The organism is Weissella sagaensis (assembly GCF_005405285.1).
Lineage (GTDB): Bacteria > Bacillota > Bacilli > Lactobacillales > Lactobacillaceae > Weissella > Weissella sagaensis.
In genome coordinates, this window is sequence record NZ_BJDT01000001.1 from 89,197 (window position 1) to 107,496 (window position 18,300).

Sequence of the window (18,300 nt, forward strand, 5' to 3'; positions counted from 1 at the left end):
GGAACATTAGTAATTAAGAATAGGAAAGAGAACAATTGATGGCACAAGAAGAGAGCGGATTATTAATTGGTGCAAATGATAAAGTACCTGTAGCAGAGGCAGGACTTTTAGGATTGCAACACGTTTTAGCAATGGATGTATATGTGCCACCGCTAATTATCGCAGGTTTGTTATCAATGAGTGCAGCACAAACTAGTGGCTTTTTACAGGTTGCATTTCTAGCATGTGGTATTGGTACATTATTTCAAACATCATTGTTTATGAAAATGCCTATGTCACAAGGACCATCATACGTGCCTATTGGTGCCATTGTTGGTGTATTTATGGGAAATGGGGCTGGTCATGGTGGCATGGCAACTGTGATTGGGTCAAGTATTGTTGCTGCTATTTTATTGATACTACTAGGCTTTTCTGGATTTTATCAAAAAATTGTAAATAAGTTAGTACCATCAATTGTTGGTGGAACAATTATTACTTGCGTGGGGTTATCGTTAATACCATCAGCTTTGAATGATAATATTTTTGAAGCTAGCGGTAATATTTACCAAAATATTGAATTAGCAGTTATAACGATGGTAGCATTGTTGCTTTCTATCACAATTGGAACGTATCTGCCTAAGCTACAAAAGATTTTTAAAATTGGATCGATTGTGATTGCACTAATGGTTGGTACAATTGTGGCAAGTTTCAAAGGACTAATGGATTGGTCAACAGTCTTGAACGCAGATTGGTTCAGCTTGCCAAAGTTTACAGCATTACACTATGGCATCAATTTTAATTTATCAGCAATTATTACGTTCATTATTATTTTTGTGGTCTTAACAACTGAAACAACTGGTACATGGTTTGCCATGAGTGCAGTTACGAAAGAAAAAATCAGTAATAAGCAATGGAATCACGGTATTATCGGTGAGGGAATGAGTTGTTTGGTATCAGCCTTACTTGGTAGTACACCAATGACAGGATATTCAACGAACGCAGGTGTTGTTTCAATTACAGGTGTTGCTAGTCGACGTGTTTTCGTAGCAGCTGGTTTTTGGTTCATTTTACTAGGATTTTTTGGTAAGTTATCGGCACTATTAGCAGCTATTCCAGCAGCAGTAGTTGGGGGTGTTTTTGCAGTCATTGTTGTTATTATCATGTTAAGTGGGTTGAACGTTATCGGTGATTTGAATATGACGGGTAATAAGGGTTATATTATCGGAGTGCCGATTGTTATGACTTTGGCACTTGTATTTTTGCCAGATAAAGTCATTAATGATGCCCCACAAATGATTCAATACTTGCTAGGGTCACCAATTACCGTAGCTGCTGTTACGGCAGTAATTTTGAATTTAGTATTGAATAAAAAAGAAGCAAAGTCAGCAATTGCCAAGTAAGTATAGAAAGAAGCATAAATTTATGCTTCTTTTTTTGTTTTATAAGCCAATTAAAAATGCCTTTTTCATGAACAATAAAGGACTTTAATTTGCCGAAATAAATAATGAATTTACAAGTGTAAATATTTGTAAATACGATAGCTAAATGTTAATATATCAGTATTGAAAGCGCTTACTATCTGCTTTCAAAAATCACAATGGGTTATTGTATGATGGGAGTTATTTTATGTTTAATTTTTTAAAACCGTTGCCGGATGCAGCGCAACAAGTGCCGCCAAATAAAGTTGAGTCAAGTTATAAAAAATGGCAGTTTCGGGTGTTATTGTCGACCTCAATGATTTATATTGGCTATTATATTATTCGTTTAATTTTTACAGCACAGCAAAATGAAATTCGAGCAGCATATGGCTTTTCATTAACGCAAATGGGATTTATCTTATCAATGTTTGGAATTGGTTACGGGGTTTCTAAATTGATTATGGGAACCTTAGCTGATCGGTCGAATGCTAATCGATATATTGCATTTGGGTTGCTGGCTAGTTCAGTAATTAATGTTGTTTTGGGCTCAACCAAAAGTTTTACATTAATTCTATTATTGATGTTGATGAATTCTATTCTACAAGGAATGGGCGCAGCTGCAGCACAACGTAGTATTTCATTATGGTTTGGGCGTCATAAAAAAGGTTCCTTTTTAGCACGTGGTACAGCCTATTCAATTTGGTCAAGTGCGCACAACTTTGGTGCCTTTGCTGCTGTCGCAAGTATTAATTTATCAGTATTTATGTTTGGACCAAGTGTTGCCTTTTCATTTTATACTGCCTCAGCAATCTCTGTTATTATTGCAATTATCTCATTATGGTTAGGTTCAGATAGACCAGCAACACAAGGATTACCAACAATTGAAGAATACTCTGGTGAGGCAGTTGTTGTTGATGGTGAGGTGGTTCAAAGTGAATTAACTGATGATTCTGTTTTTAAGGTATTTACTAAGTATATTTTGAAGAATAAGTTAGTTATGGTAATTATTCTTGTCTCATTGTCATTATATGTTGTTCGCTTTGGTATTATGTCATGGATTCCAGGTTATCTAACTGAACATAAAGGTTTTAGTCAAAGTGAAGCTAAGTGGTTATTTGGAATCTTTGAATTAGCATCAGTGCCCGGTGTTATTCTGTTAGGTTATATTTCTGATCTTTTGAAGGGACGTCGTGCAATGGCAATGATTGGTTCGTTGGTATTGTTAGCAGTTGATTTGACAGCTTACTTTTATGTGACTAATCACGCTGCTTTGATCGTCATCTTGTTGCTATTAGGTAATTTAATTTATGCGCCAATTACGATTATTGGTTTAATGGTTAATGAGGCAGTGCCAAAGTTTGCTGTTGGTATGTCAACGGGAGCGATGGGATTTGCACAGTATGTATTTGGTGAAGTGATTGGTACATTAGGTGTCGCTTCAATCGCACAAACGTATGGTTGGGCAGCCGCAGATATTGTTATTTATCTCTTTACAGCGATTGCTATTGGTGGCGCAATTTACATCATGATTAAGCAAAATAGTATGCTTAAAGAAGCTTAAGCAGGTTATGGGAAGCGAGATATTCGCTTCTTTTTTTTCTATAAAAAACGAGAATCAATGAATTATCATTAATTCTCGCCTTCATTATGTGAGTTATTCATCTGGTAACTGATACCTTAGATAGTACGTATTATCTTTACTAAAGTAGTACATATGACCATCAATGTAATGGTAGCCTTGGACGGCACGACCATCATTTTCTACATAGTAGGTATGGCCATATGCTGATACCCAGCTATTAGTTTGTAAGATACCACCTTCGTAGTAGAAGAATCCATTATCATGGTTTTTAAAACCGGTATATAATTGACCATTTTCAATCCAACGCCAACCGACACCTTCAATGTTTAAATAGCCATTAGGGACTTCTTTACGAAGATAGAACGTATTGTCTGAACCAAAATCATAGGCTTGACCGTTAATCCATTGGTAACCTTGAACGGCACGTCCGTTGTTATCAACGTAGTAAGTTAAGCCATAAGCATGTTCCCATTGATTGTTTTGACGAACCCCGTTGACAAACCAATAATAGGAACCAGCATAGTAACGTAAACCAGTATAAGGTCGACCGTTTTCTAACCAGTTGTAGCCACCGTTAGCTGTAGAAACTTCAGGTGAGTAAACGTACCCAGTTCGAGTATCCTGTTGCATCCTTGTTGTTTGTACAGTGCTTTCGCTAGTGTCTGCAAAAACAGGTGTTGTTGTGATAGCTAATCCACTAAGAACAGCACCACCTACTAAGGCTGATACTAATGAAGCTTTGCTAAATCGTTGCATTTTCATTATGTGTACCTCCTTTGTATAATAATAAGTTTACCGCAAATTCGAATATTATGTTACTAATGTGTATCGAAAATGTTTCTAAAAAGTTACTGTTTTTTATTTAAAACAGGGACAAATAAGTCTGAAAACAAGGTTTATTAGAATTTTTATGACGGCAATAGTAGCTTAAATTACAAAATACAACTTGCATCTTAAAATTGATGGTGTTAAACTCTTTTTAAATTAAAAAATAATTAGAAATATGAAAAGAAGAGTAGTGATGATGATGTCTTTAACAGAGAGCCTCGTTGGTGAAATCAGGCAAGATATGTCATTGCGAAGATGAACTTGGATGATTTTCAAGGAGTTAACGCAACTTGAACGGGTGGCATCGTTATAACTGCCAATGAGGCACTGTGATAATCATAGTGTAAATAGGGATGGTAACGCGAATATTCGGCCCAAAGGCAAAAATGTCTTTGGGCCGAATATTTTTTATTATAAAGAAAATTTCGGGGGATAAATAATATGACAAGTGCAACAACAAACCAAGTTAAGTTTCCAAATCGTTATGATATTGTGGGCAGTTTTTTAAGAACAGATGCATTGAAAGCAGCACGACAACAATTTGAAGCTGGTGAAATTACTGAGGACCAATTAACTAAAGTACAACATGATGAAACTAAAAAAATTGTTGATAAGCAAGTCTCACTTGGATTAAAAGATATTACTGATGGTGAGTTTAATCGTTCTTGGTGGCATTTGGATTTTTTGTGGGGCCTAGAGGGAGTCGCAACATATGATTACCATGAAAGTTATAAGTTTAAGGATGGTCAAACACGAACTGATAATGTTGAACTGGTAGGTAAAGTTGCCTATAATCCTAATCACCCATTTTTTGATAGTTATGAATTTTTAGCATCAATTACACCAGCAGAAATTACCCCAAAGCAAACAATTCCATCACCAACGATGCTATTCCGGGACAATCGTAGTGATAACTGGTCAAAATATTATGATACTTATGATGAATATTTGACTGATTTGGCGACAGCTTATCATCAAACGATTCAACATTTTTATGATTTAGGTGCACGTTATGTGCAATTAGATGATACAACCTGGGCCTTTTTGATTAGTAAGTTACATGATAGCCAAGCAGATGCAGCGGAACATGAAAAATATGTCAAGATTGCACAAGATAGTGTGAAAGTCATTAATGATGCTTTGGCTGATTTACCTGATGATTTGACGGTTACAACGCATATTTGTCGGGGGAATTTCCAATCAACTTATTTGTTTGCAGGTGGTTATGATGATGTTGCTTCATATTTGGGCCAACTAAATTATGATGGCGTCTTTCTAGAATTCGATGATGATCGTTCAGGTTCATTTGATTCATTAGGTGAAATTTGGGCGGGCGATACGAACAAGCGGATTGTTTTGGGACTTATCACATCAAAAAAGCCTGAAATTGAAGATCAAGATGCTATCATTGCTCGTGTAAACGAAGCTGCGAAAATTGTGCCGTTAGAAAACCTGGCACTGTCAACACAATGTGGTTTTGCCTCAACTGAAGAAGGTAACAAATTAACGCAAGCCCAACAGTGGGATAAGTTAGATTTTGTCATTCAAACTGCTAATAAAATTTGGGGTTAACGTTACAATGTAAGCGCTTAAATAATTCTAGAAAAACTGTTATAATAAGTGTAACGATAAAATATTGGACAGACTAGTTTGGGGAAAGGATGAGTATGATGACGTTAACACCGCGAATATCAATTGCAACCATGATGACGGTTTTACCATTGAAAGGGGAAATTTTCTTTAAAAAAGATAAAGAAGGTTTTTTTACAACATCTGATCTAGGCCCCAAGCTACTTATAACGCTTAAAAGTCCTGCTGAAATTGCTCAAATGCTCAAAGAATTTAATTTTATGATTGATGAACATACAGTTGATGCAGATGATAATGAATTAATCCGTTATACTGATTTATCATTAGTAAACGCATAATTAAAATGCTAATTGATAGTTTTTTAACTATCAGTTAGCATTTTTATTTGAAAATAAGGAGGATATATTTTCATATCATGTTGTTCGGGTTATATTTATAATTAAGAGAAAATAATAGGAGTAATCAAATATGACGGGGATTCAACGACAAGAAGCAATTAAAGCAGCTTTAAGTAACCCAGATACAGTAATTAGTGCAAATCGATTTGCAAAGCAGCTCATGGTATCACGACAAACAATTGTGGGCGATATTGCACTATTACGTGCTAGGGGTGAACAAATTGTAGCCACACCGCAAGGGTATCGATATCAAACTAAGCAACGGCATAGTACTATAATTGTTGTACAACATAACGCACAACAAATTGAAGCGGAATTAACAGCCCTTGTTAATGCAGGCGTAACAATTGCCGATGTACAAGTTGATCATCCAGTTTATGGCCTATTGAAAGGTGAACTGGCAATTCAATCAATAACTGATGTGAAACAATTTGTTTATCATTTGAGTAAAACAAGTGGTGAACCCTTGTCTGCACTAACTGATGGGTTGCATATGCACCGCATTGAATACGAAGATGTTGCTAATTTGGAAAAAGCTAAGATTGCTTTAAAAGAACTTCATATCTTATACGAAGACTAGTTTAGGTTGACAAGACACCCCAATAGCCTTATGATATTAGACATTACAGGGGTGTCTTTACACCTGGTTAGGAGTAACTGACGATAAATTAGTCAGTAATGTGAAGTGTTGTGAGTCAAATACATAAATTGTTGACGGTGACAGGATTAGCCTGGTTGTTTGATGCTATGGATGTGGGATTATTATCGTTTATATTGGTGGCAATTCAGCAAGAATGGCATCTGTCTTCAGTTCAAGTTGGTTGGTTGGGATCTGTAAATTCGATTGGATTGGCTGTCGGCGCTGTGACTTTTGGTATTTTAGCTGATCAAAAGGGTCGAAAATTGATGCTGATGGCAACGTTATTGATTTTCTCAGTCGCTACTGGGTTATCAGCTTTTACAATGGGCTTTATTGGGTTTATTATTTTACGATTTTTTGTTGGTGTTGGACTAGGCGGTGAACTGCCTGTTGCCACGACGTTAGTTTCTGAACATGTTAGTAAGGAAAAGCGTGGTCGCATAATTGTTTTATTGGAAAGTTTTTGGGCGGTTGGCTGGTTAATTGCTAGTTTGTTAGCATACTTTGTGATGCCACAATTTGGTTGGCGAATAACCTTGATTATTTCGGCATTAACTGGATTTTACGTGTTGGTTTTACGTCGTCATTTACCAGAGGATATTAATAAAGGAACAACCAAAGGTAATCGGGAATCCGTTAGTGTTAAACTAAAAAAGTTATTCCATAAAGAATATCGTCATCAAACGATTATGCTATGGATTGTTTGGTTTATGATTATGTTTTCTTATTATGGCATCTTTTTGTGGCTACCAAGTGTGTTGATTGGTAAAGGATTTAGTACCGTTAATAGTTTTGGCTATGTTGTCATCATGACATTAGCACAATTACCAGGATACTTTACATCAGCATGGCTTGTCGAAAAATGGGGACGCAAACCAGTTATTGCCGTATTCTTATTGGGAACAGCTATTTTTGCAGCACTATTTGGATTTTCTACTAGTTTAACGATGATTATGATTTCAGGTATGTTATTATCATTCTTTAATCTAGGTGCTTGGGGTGCGATGTATGCTTATACGCCAGAATCTTATCCAGCAGCTATCCGTGCAACAGGGAATGGCTTTGCAGGAGGATTTGGTCGCTTGGGAGGTGTGTTAGGTCCGCTCTCAATTGGTTTCTTTATTGGTCATGGTTTGTCGTTTGCAAATATCTTTAGTATTTTCAGTTTGGCCTTAGTTATTGCAATTGTTGTCATCTTACTTTTAGGTAAAGAAACGCGTGGTCAAGAAATTGATTAATTAAATAAAATAAAGGTCTATCCTTGTTATATGACTAGGGATAGGCCTTTTTGGTCGTATCATGCATCTTTTTTTCTATATTTAAAATATTTAGTTGACCTTAACGTTACGTTACCCCTTATGATTGTTTTATCGTGAAAGGAATATTTTTTTAGTTATGACATATACAATTAAAACTGTTGCTAAATTATCAGGCGTTAGTACAAGGACATTAAGGTACTATGATGAAATTTCATTATTAAAACCAGCAATGATTAATTCATCGGGTTATCGCCTTTATGGGGATGAAGAGATTAATCGATTACAGCAAATTTTATATTATCGTGAATTGGATTTTAGTTTGGAAGAAATTAAACTCATTTTAGACGATCCAAAATTTGATGTTAAAAAAGCGCTACACATACAGTATCAACAGCTTTTGTCTCGTAGGGAACGCATTGAAAATTTATTGTTAAATATTAAGAAAACCATGCAGTATTATCAAGGAGAAATTGACATGACAGCTAGTGACAAATTTTCAGCATTTAAAGTACAACAAATTACACAGAATGAACAACAGTATGGGGATGAGATTCGTTCAAAATATGGTACTGATCAGGTAGATCAAGCTAATAAAAAATATTTACGATTAACACAAGCTGATATGGATGAAATGAAATTAGTTGAAAAACAGCTTTTTGAGCAATTAGCATTGTATGTTGTAACACCTGATTTGCAAGGGAAAATTGCACACGAAATATTTGAATTACACAAATTATGGCTGAGTTTTACGCTACCAGAATATTCTGCAGAGATGCATAAAGGTATCGTAACAATGTATGTTGAAGATGAACGCTTTAAAATGTATTACGATGAAAAAGAACCAGGTAGTGCAGAGGCTTTGTACCATATTATTCAACATTATGCATCGTGATAATGTTGGCATTGTTTCACGTGGAACAAGTATTATTAAGTAAAAAACCGTAAGTTGCCAAAAATGTTCTGGCAACTTACGGTTTTTATTTGATGCAAAATCTGACTTATTCAGTAGGATAAATCTTTCTAAGATTATTAATATCTTGTTCTGATAGCGCTGTAATACCCTGATCAACAGGATACATAACGGAATTTTTATTTTCTGTATGATTTAATCCAAGCGCGTGACCAACTTCATGAATAGCGGCTGATAATCGTGGGGGATATGCATTATTTAATGTTGCTTTACCATGATTATAATCAATATTTACAAAACCAGTTTGAGAATAAATTTCGGGTCCACCGACACCTAGTTCTTGGAAATTACTTTCATTTTGAGAAGGTTTATTGTAGACCCCCAATGTGAGCGTGTTTTTTGAATCACTTTGTTCTTGCGCCGTAATCTTTACAATACCAGTTTCATTATAGATATCCATGGCTTGTAAAAATATGTGTTGGGTTTGTTGTGGCACGTTATTATCAAACTTATAAGTGTAAACGTTAGATAGTTTTTTACCCCGAACAATTGATTCAATATCGTCATCAGTCTGGCTACCTTTGTCAGGCTGTGTTTCGCCTTGTTTTTTAGTAGCAATAGGTAGCTCATTTGACCATGATTTTAAATTGGTAATTAAACCACTTAATTCACTATTAATTTGTTGGCTAACCGTTGGCGTTGTTACCCAATTGTAGCCAACGAGGGCAACAATGATAAGTATGATGCCTTTAAAAAATTTCATTGTGGTTACCTTTCTGTACACCTAGACCATGGTGTAAACAACTTAAATTATAGTATATCAAATTAAGAGAAACCTTATAGATACTTTGGTGAGCTGATTGATAGAAAGATTTGACTAAGATATTTCAGTAAATTAATAAATAAAACAATAATGTTGACACGGTGTCACTTTTTGATATACTAGCACCATAGATAAGTGACACGGCGTCACCTTTTTTTAGAAAGCGGGGATAAATTATGGTTTCAAATACTTTTGAACATTTAGCAGATGATAAACAATTGCGAATTAGACAGGCATTGTTGCATGAATTTTCAACATATCCGCTAGCACAAGCCCAGGTAGCACGAATTGTTGCGGATGCTGGGATTGCACGAGGCGCTTTTTATAAGTATTTTAGTGATTTAACGGATGCGTATCACTATGTATTGAATATTGCATTATACGAAATTCATAAATCAATGCCGACTGTTCCAACTACTGATAATGTTGAAACCTATATTGAATCGATCAAACGTTTTGTTCAAGAAACTGATAAGACGGGATATCGTGATTTAATTGAATTACATTATCGCTATAATGAAGGATTTTTGGGTAATGAACCATCTAAGATGTTTTCTGGAGATAAGAGCGCTAACCAGTGGGCAATTACGCTTTTATACCACCAAACAATTAAAGATATTATCCTAGATCCAGGTACAATTTCAGAACGATTAGCACAATTACGATTTGTACTAACGAGAAATTAACAAGTAAAGGAAAAATTATGTTTCTAGCACTTAAAGAAATTAGAAAAGAAAAATTACGGTCAAGTTTAATCGTAGCTATGATTGTGTTGATTGGTTATCTTATCTTTATTTTGACAAGTTTAGCATTAGGATTAGCCAGACAAAATACAGATGCGATTAACTCATGGCATGTCAACCAGATTACCTTGAATGCTAATGCCAATGTAGATATGCGCCAGTCATTTTTAAGCGCTGATAATGTTGGTAAGCTAAGTAATCAAGAAGCTGTTATTGGTCAAACATCGGTTGTTGCAAAATCTAATCAACATAAACAATTATCCGCTGTATTTATTGGCTTAAAGGATACACAATTTGTTTATAAAAATATAAAACTTGAAAGTGGGCATAATGTGAACGGTGCTCATGAAATTGTTGTTGATACAGCATTTAAAACATCAGGTTATAAATTAGGTAGTCAATTAACCTTGAATGATGATAAACAAAAATATACGATTGTTGGCTTTACTGAAGGTGCAAAATTGAATATTGCACCAATTGTGTATGGTCAATTAAACACGTGGCAGCATTTACGTGGCATGACCTCAGGGCCAGTTGCATCGGCAGTTGTTTCTAAAAATGCGCATTATCAAAATAATAATACGGGTGTTAAAACTTACACCAAACAACAAGTTATTGATAAACTACCAGGTTATCAAGCCCAAACGGCAACATTTGTATTAATGATTGGCTTTTTAATGGTCATTTCATTGATTATTATTGCTGTATTTCTTTATATTTTGACGATGCAAAAAATACCAAATTACGCTGTTTTACGAGCACAAGGTGTCCCTAGCAAGGTTTTAGTTAAGGCAACCATTTCACAATCAATTTTACTAGTCATTTGTGGGCTAATGATAGCAACCGGGTTAACAGCCTTAACAGCAGTGATAATGCCAGCATCTGTACCGGTTGCCTTTGATATCCCTGTTCTCGGCGGTGTTGGTTTGGGATTATTGTTGATGGCCTTAATTGGTAGCTTAATACCAGTTAGGTCAGTCTTGAAAATTGACCCCGTTTCGGCGATTGGAGGTTAAATATGGATTCATTATCTGTTCAAAATGTTAATCAAATTTATGGTAACGGTACAGCAAAAGTGCATGTCTTGCATGATGTGAATTTTACTGCAGAACCGGGTACGCTCAACTTAATAATGGGGCCATCTGGCTCTGGTAAAAGTACCTTCTTGACAATTATTGGTGGGTTATTGACCCCAACAAGTGGTACTGTCTCAGTGAATGGTACGAATTATACAGATCTTTCTAAAAAAGAACGGGATCAAGTTAGGTTAGAATCAATTGGTTTTGTGTTACAAGCTTATCATTTATTACCTTATCTAACAGTTGCAGATCAGTTCAAATTAGTTGATAAAGTAAAGCCTGAAGCTAATCTTACTGAAGATGAATTAAATAACGTGTTAGAAATGTTAGATATAAAGGAATTGCTGGATAAATTTCCTGGTGAATTGTCAGGAGGACAGCAGCAACGAGTAGCTATTGCACGTGCGTTGTATCCAAATCCATCGATTATTTTAGCAGATGAACCGACAGCAGCACTGGATAGCTCACGTGTTGTTGTTGTTGCTAAACTTCTAAAGGATTTAGCAGTAAAACATCACAAGTCAGTCGTAGTTGTGACTCATGATTCACGATTGATGGCGGCTGCAAATCATTTATATGAAATGACGGATGGTTATTTGACACAGAAAAATTAAATACAGTATTTTTCCATTAAAAGCCTCAGAAAAAATTTTTGAGGCTTTTTAATTGGAATTGGATAACGATAATAATGTAATTTAAATAATAACATCAATAAAATGAGGAATTTATTAAGATTATTAAAAAATGGTTTACAAAACGCTAAATTAAAAATATTATAATAAAATAATATTTCAATGAGAAAGAGGGCGTTTATGGAATTTTTAGGGGCATTTTTAATTGTTATGGTTTTTATGTTTGTGGGTGAATGGGTGTCATCTTTAACTAAAGCTTATGTACCATCAATTTTTATTTCGGCAGTTTTATTTACTATTGGGTTTTGGACAATCCTACCTAAGGATATAGTTGCTAAGGCATCATTTGGTGGTGAATTTGTTGGGGTTTGTATTCCGATTTTATTAGTTCATTTAGGAACTATGATGAATATACGTCAGTTGTTAAACCAGTGGCGCGCAGTAACGATTGCTTTGTCCGGAACACTGGGAACGATTATTTTAACGTTGACAATTGGAACCGTCTTGTTTGATTGGCATACAGTGATTGCAGCAATCCCACCATTAACGGGTGGTTTAGTATCAGCATTACTTATGACGGATGGTCTGAAGGCAGCTGGGTTATCGTCCTTAGTTGCGTTACCGGTCTCAATGTTTATTATGCATAGTATGATTGGTTATCCACTAACATCAGTGATGTTGAAAAAAGAAGGTCGTCGCTTATTACGTGAATATCGTGGTAATCCACAAGTTACAGTTGCTGAGAAGGAAGCTGTTGATACGGAGCCAAAAGCATTATTTAAATTACCAGCAAAGTATAATACTAGTGCTTTTATGTTAGCTAAAGTTGGCGTAGTTGGGTTGCTATCAATTTGGTTAGCTGGTTTGATGAATGGTGCAATTAATGCAAACGTGATTGCACTTGTTCTGGGTGTTGTTGGACATCAAATTGGTTTTCTAGAAAAAGAAATTTTGAATAAGACTAAAGTATTTAATTGGTTGATGTATGGTTTGATGGCATATGTGTTGTCACAATTAAGTGTGACAACACCAGACATGTTGGGCACAATTCTAATTCAAATCGTGGTACTAATTATACTTGGTATTTTTGGAATGTTTGTTGCTTCATGGGTTTTGTCAAAGCCTATGAAAATGAGTAAAGAAATGGCATTTGCTTCTTCATTAACTGCATTATTTGGTTTTCCGGCTGATTATGTGTTAACAAATGAGGTTATTGGTCATTTAACGACTGATGAAAATGAGAGATCTTACTTAACAAGCTATATGATGCCGAAGATGTTGGTTGGTGGTTTTGCAACAGTATCAGTAGCATCAGTAATTATTGCGTCAGTATTTTTGAAGTTATTGTAATTTTTTTGGGGGAAAAATATGAAAGTCTTATATAAGAATGCAAATGTTTTTACAGGTAATAATACGGATTTTGAGGAAGGTATTAACTTTATTGTTGATACAGATTCTGGGGAGTTTATAACAGCTACGGATGTTGATCAAGAAGTTGATTTGGTAGGTAAGTATGTAATGCCTGGGATGATTAATGCGCACACACATATAGTGGCAGATCCATATGAAAAGATTTCAACACTGGGGGATAAAGATGTGACTGCTGCAACGTCAACATTTTTAGCATTAAAGAATTTGAATGCGTTGCTAACAGATGGTGTGACTTATATTCGTGATGTTGGTTCAGTATTTGATGTGGACATTGAATTGTCGGCACTAGAAGAATGCGGTGAGTTAGTTGCACCTGGTATTATTGCTTCTGGTTATCCGCTAACGATGACAGGTGGCCATTTTAGTAATGGTAGTTATGAAGTTGATGGTGTCGATGAAGTTAAGAAGTTTGCACGTTTGGTAATGAAAAAAGGTGCACGTAATGTGAAGATGATGGCGACTGGTGGTGTATCATTTAATGGGGAAACACCTTGGGATGTTCAGATGACAGAAGAAGAACTGCGCGCAGGTGTTATTGAGGCACATCATAAGGGGAGAACAGCTTGTGCACATGCGCAGGGAACGGAAGGCATTCAAAATGCATTACGAGCAGGTGTTGATTCAGTTGAACATGCTATTTTCTTAGACGATGAAACAATTCAAATGTTTTTGGATAAAGATATTTACATTGTGCCAACTTTGACAGCGCCATGGGCAATTAATCAAAATGCTGATGAATTACCTGATTTTATGGTAAAGAAGTCATTAGCTGTTGAAAAAGCACATCGTCAAAGTATTGGACAGGCCGCTAAAGCTGGTGTTAAATTAGCAATGGGTACGGATTCAGGAACTGCTTATAATAATTTCAATAAGAATTCATCAATTGAATTAGCAATGATGGTCGATACTGGTGCAACTAATTTGCAAGCTTTGCAAGCAGCAACGATTAATGGTGCTGATCTATTAAAGATTACCGATCATGCTGGATCCATTGAAGCTGGTAAATTAGCTGACTTTATTGTGTTGGATGACAATCCAATGCAAGATATTAAGGCCTTGCAAGCCGATAAGGTTGTATACAAAAAAGGACATGTTGTGGCTTAAAACTTGTGCCATTGATGTTTCAAATTTTATGCAAATAGGTATGTGTGAATCACAGCATTAGCGTTGTAAGTAGCTTATACTTTATGGTTTAATTAATGTATGAAACAATTATTGAGTAAAATAAAACAGATTGCTAAAGATCTTTGGGAAACAACAACAGAATCATTTTTAATTAGTCTGTTGATGGCTGCAATTGTGGATATGTTTAATTATTTAAAGAAAAAATTTTAAAAATGTCTGAGGACCGGTAAAGTACCACTTTAATGTGTGCTTTACCGGTCCTTTTTAGTATATTTCATTAAACGTGAGCTAAAGTATCGGTTAATAGTGCTTTTCCTTTAGCATAATTTGTATTACGTTCGCTTTTGGGCATCATGCTGCCACCAGTTGCCCAAACAATATGTGTAGCGTTTGGGGTATTAAATGCCGGCATATTTTTGATTGTTGGTGTAATACCGGTAAAACCAGCAGCTGCAGAAGGCTCAACGGTAATATGTTGCATGTCTTGTAACTGTGCAACATAGCGATAGATATCATTATCTGGGAATGTGACACTACCAAAGAGAAGCGTGCGCATAACTTTACCAGCTAAACGGGATGGTCGACCAACAGCAAGCCCATCAGCAGCCGTTAGACCATCTAAACCAATGTCATACACTGAAATACGATTATTGAGCTGGGTCATCATGCCAAGTGTGACAGAAGGCACATGGGTGGGTTCACAGAAAATGGCATGAACGTGAGGACCTAAGATGGTTTTTAGCCCGAATGTAACACCGCTGGGACTACCACCAACGCCTGCTGGTAAGTAAACAATAATGGGATGTTCCTGATCAACTTTAATTTGTTGTGCTTTAAGTTGCTTTTGTAGACGGACGGCCGCAACAGCATAACCTAAAAATAAGTCGTTGGAACCCTCATCATCTACAAAATGACAGTTTGGGTCTGATGCAGCAGCAGCCCGTGCTTTTGGCATGACTGCTGAGAAATTGGTGTTAAATTCTTTAACGGTTACATTGTTTGCACGTAATTTATCTTTCTTCCATTGGCGAGCATCATGAGACATGTAGACCGTCGTTTTAAATCCAAATGTGGTTGCAACGATACCGACACTTAATGCAAGATTACCAGTTGAAGCAACAATAACGCTGTAATCAGCGAATAATTTCCGGAATTTAGTAGAGGCGAGAATGCTATAGTCATACATGTAAGCTAAACTCCCATGTGCAATTGCGATTTCTTCGGCAAATTTTAGGACTTCATAGATGCCACCCCGGGATTTAATTGAACCTGAAATGGGTAAAGCGTTGTCAGCTTTTAAATATAGATGGCCAGCAAGTTCATGCGCCGGTTGGTTCCAAATTTTCTGCATATGATTTAATGAAATCAGGGGTGATTCAATGATGCCGTTTGTCGCAGCTGTCTCTGGGAAAACAGTTGCTAAGTATGGTGCAAAGCGATCTAAGCGGGCAACGGCATCAAAAATATCTGTTTTTGAAAAAGGCAATGTAGCTTTTTGAGCGTAGTCTGGATTGCGCCAAAAAGTGGGTTGTTGATTAATTAAATCTTCAATTTGGGGATTTTCTGTTATCAATGTTTCTAAACTCATGTGCTATCAATCCTTTCGCCTTTAAATTTAAAATTAGTATAACGCCAAGCATTAATTTCTAGTGTAATTGTGTAAGCTAACGTCACATACAAGATATTTATTTTTAGCTGTTTTATTTTAAATGATTATTGTAGAATTATGATAAAACTTAATAGAAAATGGAGGCAATTCGCATGACGAGTCGTCACATGGGGAATGTTTCACGTATTGTTGTAAAAATTGGTACAAGTTCTTTAATGCATCCTAACGGCAAAATTGATTTGCAAGCAATCGATCAATTGAGCTATACCTTAACAGGATTAGTTAACGAAGGTAAACAAGTTATTTTAGTGAGTTCAGGTGCTATTGGGGCTGGTATGGGGCAATTAGGACTAATAAACCGACCAGAAGAGATACCCAAACAACAAGCATTAGCTTCGATTGGGCAAAGCGAATTGATGACAGTATACCAACAACGCTTTGCTACTTACGGTCAAAAAATTAGTCAAGTATTGCTGACACATGATGTATTAGATTATCCGCAGAGTCGGGAATATGTTCATAATACAATTGAACAATTACTAGATTGGGGAATTATCCCAGTCGTTAATGAAAATGATACAGTGGCAGTTGATGAGTTGGATCATCGGACAACTTTTGGTGATAATGATCAATTATCTGCAATTGTTGCGGTACGCTCACATGCGGATTTGTTAATCATGTTATCGGATATTGACGGTTTTTATACTGGCAATCCACATCAAGATCCGCATGCTAAATTAATTAAGGAATTGCATCAAGTAACGGATGATTCATTAAAAAGAGCAGGTGGCGCTGGCACTGTATTTGGTACAGGTGGGATGGCCACAAAGTTAAAAGCAGCGGCTCATATTTTACGTCATAATCACATGATGGTTTTGGCAAATGGCGCTAATCCATCAATTATTTTTAATATTATGAATGGTGAAGAAATTGGCACACTATTTATTGCAGAAAACAATAGTGAGGAATTAGATGATGACAGAATTATTAAATGAAATTGGTCAGCAAGGGAAAGCAGCTGCTTTAGCGTTATCGCAATTGTCTACGACAATAAAAAATCAGGTTTTACTTGCAATGGCTGATGCTTTAGTAGAAAAAACACCAGAAATTTTGGCAGCTAATCATGAAGATTTAGCAAGTCAGACAGGTTTAGAGGATAAGTTTATTGATCGATTAACGCTAACTGCAGATCGACTTGCTGGTATTGCTGATGGCGTTAGAAAGGTAGCTGACTTACCAGAGCCAATTGGTAATGTTGAGCGTGGTTGGACAACGGAATCGGGACTACAAATTAGTCAGAAACGGGTACCGCTGGGCGTAGTTGGTATTATTTATGAAGCACGACCCAATGTGACGGCTGATTCAGCAGCTCTTTGCTTTAAGTCGGGGAATGCCGTAATTTTACGTGGTGGTAAGGAAGCATTACAGACTAATATTAAAATGGCAGCGGTTTTGCGTGCTGTTCTAGCTGAATTTGATTTGCCACAAGATGCGATTCAGATGATTACAGAGACGTCACATGAATTAGCACAACAATTTATGCGATTGAATCAATATGTTGACGTCTTAATTCCACGTGGCTCATCACGATTAATTCAGACAGTTGTACAGCATGCAACAGTTCCAGTTATTGAAACAGGTGCAGGCAATTGTCATATTTATGTTGATGAAACAGCTGATTTACAGATGGCTGAAGACATTATCCTTAATGCGAAAACGCAACGCCCATCTGTCTGCAATGCGACCGAAAAATTATTGGTTAATGCAGCAATTGCGGCGGATTTCTTGCCAAAAATTGCGCGAGCTCTCGCTGAAAAGCATGTTGAAATTCGAGGTGACGAGCAAACTTGTCAAATCTTGGGTGACCAAGCGAAGCCGGCTCAGGTTGCTGATTGGGATACTGAGTATAATGATTATATTATTGCAATTAAAGTTGTGAATAATTTAGAAGAAGCAGTTAACCATATTAATAAACATAATACAAAACATTCTGAAGCGATTATCACGACCAATTATGAACACAGTCAACAATTTACCCAACAAATTGATGCAGCGTGTGTTTACGTTAATGCGTCAACACGCTTTACAGATGGATTTGAATTTGGTTTTGGTGCTGAAATTGGTATTTCAACGCAAAAACTACACGCTCGTGGACCAATGGGCTTAAAAGAATTAACAACAACAAAATATGTCATCTTAGGTCAAGGACAAATTAGAGAATAAAAAATGAAGTTGGGATGACATCTATAGTCCC

Annotated in this window: 18 protein-coding genes; 15 read left to right on the plus strand and 3 right to left on the minus strand. The window is 36.2% G+C overall.

Annotation, left to right across the window (positions count from 1 at the left end; translation table 11 throughout):
• The first annotated feature begins 38 nt into the window (after nt 1-38).
• A complete protein-coding gene (locus FFM55_RS00425; RefSeq protein WP_042492209.1) occupies nt 39-1,379 on the plus strand; it encodes a uracil-xanthine permease family protein in 1,341 nt (446 codons plus the stop codon).
• 226 nt (nt 1,380-1,605) lie between these two features.
• Nucleotides 1,606-2,958 (plus strand): MFS transporter, encoded by a 1,353-nt coding sequence (locus tag FFM55_RS00430; protein WP_042492207.1) that lies wholly within the window; start codon nt 1,606-1,608, stop codon nt 2,956-2,958.
• Nucleotides 2,959-3,051: 93 nt separating this feature from the next.
• On the opposite strand, the gene FFM55_RS00435 is transcribed toward FFM55_RS00430, so the two are convergent.
• A complete protein-coding gene (locus FFM55_RS00435) occupies nt 3,052-3,741 on the minus strand; it encodes a 1,4-beta-N-acetylmuramidase (RefSeq protein WP_137600351.1) in 690 nt (229 codons plus the stop codon).
• A gap of 507 nt (nt 3,742-4,248) precedes the next feature.
• Between FFM55_RS00435 and FFM55_RS00440 the strand changes: the two genes are divergently transcribed.
• The 5 genes from FFM55_RS00440 to FFM55_RS00460 all read left to right on the plus strand — a co-directional run bounded on the left by FFM55_RS00440 (nt 4,249) and on the right by FFM55_RS00460 (nt 8,586).
• Nucleotides 4,249-5,379, plus strand: a complete 1,131-nt coding sequence (locus tag FFM55_RS00440) for a vitamin B12 independent methionine synthase (RefSeq protein WP_137600352.1) — start codon at nt 4,249-4,251, stop codon at nt 5,377-5,379.
• A gap of 95 nt (nt 5,380-5,474) precedes the next feature.
• Nucleotides 5,475-5,735 carry a hypothetical protein gene (locus tag FFM55_RS00445; protein ID WP_042492204.1) on the plus strand — a complete coding sequence of 87 codons (261 nt, stop codon included), beginning with the start codon at nt 5,475-5,477 and terminating at the stop codon, nt 5,733-5,735.
• A gap of 130 nt (nt 5,736-5,865) precedes the next feature.
• Nucleotides 5,866-6,375 carry a transcription repressor NadR gene (locus FFM55_RS00450; protein ID WP_042492203.1) on the plus strand — a complete coding sequence of 170 codons (510 nt, stop codon included), beginning with the start codon at nt 5,866-5,868 and terminating at the stop codon, nt 6,373-6,375.
• Between the two features lie 110 nt (nt 6,376-6,485).
• Nucleotides 6,486-7,673, plus strand: coding sequence for a niacin permease NiaP (niaP, locus tag FFM55_RS00455; RefSeq protein ID WP_507772743.1), 1,188 nt, complete (start codon nt 6,486-6,488; stop codon nt 7,671-7,673).
• 157 nt (nt 7,674-7,830) lie between these two features.
• Nucleotides 7,831-8,586 carry a MerR family transcriptional regulator gene (locus FFM55_RS00460; RefSeq protein WP_137600353.1) on the plus strand — a complete coding sequence of 252 codons (756 nt, stop codon included), beginning with the start codon at nt 7,831-7,833 and terminating at the stop codon, nt 8,584-8,586.
• A 106-nt stretch (nt 8,587-8,692) separates the two neighbouring features.
• Here FFM55_RS00460 and FFM55_RS00465 read toward each other — a convergent pair whose 3' ends face one another.
• On the minus strand, nt 8,693-9,367 hold the full coding sequence (locus FFM55_RS00465; protein WP_042492199.1) for a matrixin family metalloprotease: 675 nt from the start codon (nt 9,365-9,367) through the stop codon (nt 8,693-8,695).
• Nucleotides 9,368-9,603: 236 nt separating this feature from the next.
• On the opposite strand from FFM55_RS00465, the gene FFM55_RS00470 reads away from it, so the two are divergent.
• From FFM55_RS00470 to FFM55_RS10035, 6 genes are all read left to right on the plus strand, one after another.
• Entirely contained in the window at nt 9,604-10,113 is a 510-nt protein-coding gene (locus FFM55_RS00470) for a TetR/AcrR family transcriptional regulator (protein WP_042492198.1), read from the plus strand.
• Between the two features lie 17 nt (nt 10,114-10,130).
• Nucleotides 10,131-11,186, plus strand: coding sequence for an ABC transporter permease (locus FFM55_RS00475; protein WP_042492197.1), 1,056 nt, complete (start codon nt 10,131-10,133; stop codon nt 11,184-11,186).
• Between the two features lie 2 nt (nt 11,187-11,188).
• The gene (locus FFM55_RS00480; RefSeq protein ID WP_137600354.1) at nt 11,189-11,863 is read left to right on the plus strand and encodes an ABC transporter ATP-binding protein; all 675 of its coding nucleotides are present in this window, start codon (nt 11,189-11,191) and stop codon (nt 11,861-11,863) included.
• A 198-nt stretch (nt 11,864-12,061) separates the two neighbouring features.
• Nucleotides 12,062-13,231: a hypothetical protein gene (locus FFM55_RS00485; RefSeq protein WP_042492193.1), complete on the plus strand. Its 1,170-nt coding sequence runs from the start codon at nt 12,062-12,064 to the stop codon at nt 13,229-13,231.
• Between the two features lie 18 nt (nt 13,232-13,249).
• Complete coding sequence (locus FFM55_RS00490; RefSeq protein ID WP_042492191.1) at nt 13,250-14,416, plus strand: metal-dependent hydrolase family protein; 1,167 nt, start codon at nt 13,250-13,252, stop codon at nt 14,414-14,416.
• 99 nt (nt 14,417-14,515) lie between these two features.
• The gene (locus FFM55_RS10035) at nt 14,516-14,647 is read left to right on the plus strand and encodes a hypothetical protein (RefSeq protein WP_257607277.1); all 132 of its coding nucleotides are present in this window, start codon (nt 14,516-14,518) and stop codon (nt 14,645-14,647) included.
• Nucleotides 14,648-14,714: 67 nt separating this feature from the next.
• Here the strand turns inward: FFM55_RS10035 and dsdA are convergent, their stop codons facing one another.
• Nucleotides 14,715-16,025, minus strand: coding sequence for a D-serine ammonia-lyase (gene dsdA, locus FFM55_RS00495; protein ID WP_137600355.1), 1,311 nt, complete (start codon nt 16,023-16,025; stop codon nt 14,715-14,717).
• A 173-nt stretch (nt 16,026-16,198) separates the two neighbouring features.
• Between dsdA and proB the strand changes: the two genes are divergently transcribed.
• Both proB and FFM55_RS00505 read left to right on the plus strand, forming a co-directional pair.
• On the plus strand, nt 16,199-17,041 hold the full coding sequence (proB, locus tag FFM55_RS00500) for a glutamate 5-kinase (protein WP_042492187.1): 843 nt from the start codon (nt 16,199-16,201) through the stop codon (nt 17,039-17,041).
• Nucleotides 17,019-18,269, plus strand: coding sequence for a glutamate-5-semialdehyde dehydrogenase (locus tag FFM55_RS00505; protein WP_371862338.1), 1,251 nt, complete (start codon nt 17,019-17,021; stop codon nt 18,267-18,269). The genes proB and FFM55_RS00505 overlap by 23 nt, the downstream gene beginning before the upstream one ends.
• The last annotated feature ends 31 nt before the right edge of the window (nt 18,270-18,300 follow it).

What these genes read in the sequence shown, in the direction of transcription:
- FFM55_RS00450 (WP_042492203.1), top strand. Translation starts at nt 5,866, where the DNA reads ATGACGGGGATTCAACGACAAGAAGCAATTAAAGCAGCTTTAAGTAAC.
- FFM55_RS00430 (WP_042492207.1), top strand. Translation starts at nt 1,606, where the DNA reads ATGTTTAATTTTTTAAAACCGTTGCCGGATGCAGCGCAACAAGTGCCG.
- FFM55_RS00490 (WP_042492191.1), top strand. Translation starts at nt 13,250, where the DNA reads ATGAAAGTCTTATATAAGAATGCAAATGTTTTTACAGGTAATAATACG.
- dsdA (WP_137600355.1), bottom strand. Translation starts at nt 16,025, where the DNA reads ATGAGTTTAGAAACATTGATAACAGAAAATCCCCAAATTGAAGATTTA.
- FFM55_RS10035 (WP_257607277.1), top strand. Translation starts at nt 14,516, where the DNA reads ATGAAACAATTATTGAGTAAAATAAAACAGATTGCTAAAGATCTTTGG.
- proB (WP_042492187.1), top strand. Translation starts at nt 16,199, where the DNA reads ATGACGAGTCGTCACATGGGGAATGTTTCACGTATTGTTGTAAAAATT.
- FFM55_RS00435 (WP_137600351.1), bottom strand. Translation starts at nt 3,741, where the DNA reads ATGAAAATGCAACGATTTAGCAAAGCTTCATTAGTATCAGCCTTAGTA.
- FFM55_RS00485 (WP_042492193.1), top strand. Translation starts at nt 12,062, where the DNA reads ATGGAATTTTTAGGGGCATTTTTAATTGTTATGGTTTTTATGTTTGTG.
- FFM55_RS00475 (WP_042492197.1), top strand. Translation starts at nt 10,131, where the DNA reads ATGTTTCTAGCACTTAAAGAAATTAGAAAAGAAAAATTACGGTCAAGT.
- FFM55_RS00425 (WP_042492209.1), top strand. Translation starts at nt 39, where the DNA reads ATGGCACAAGAAGAGAGCGGATTATTAATTGGTGCAAATGATAAAGTA.
- FFM55_RS00440 (WP_137600352.1), top strand. Translation starts at nt 4,249, where the DNA reads ATGACAAGTGCAACAACAAACCAAGTTAAGTTTCCAAATCGTTATGAT.
- FFM55_RS00460 (WP_137600353.1), top strand. Translation starts at nt 7,831, where the DNA reads ATGACATATACAATTAAAACTGTTGCTAAATTATCAGGCGTTAGTACA.
- FFM55_RS00505 (WP_371862338.1), top strand. Translation starts at nt 17,019, where the DNA reads ATGATGACAGAATTATTAAATGAAATTGGTCAGCAAGGGAAAGCAGCT.
- FFM55_RS00480 (WP_137600354.1), top strand. Translation starts at nt 11,189, where the DNA reads ATGGATTCATTATCTGTTCAAAATGTTAATCAAATTTATGGTAACGGT.
- FFM55_RS00470 (WP_042492198.1), top strand. Translation starts at nt 9,604, where the DNA reads ATGGTTTCAAATACTTTTGAACATTTAGCAGATGATAAACAATTGCGA.
- FFM55_RS00465 (WP_042492199.1), bottom strand. Translation starts at nt 9,367, where the DNA reads ATGAAATTTTTTAAAGGCATCATACTTATCATTGTTGCCCTCGTTGGC.
- FFM55_RS00445 (WP_042492204.1), top strand. Translation starts at nt 5,475, where the DNA reads ATGATGACGTTAACACCGCGAATATCAATTGCAACCATGATGACGGTT.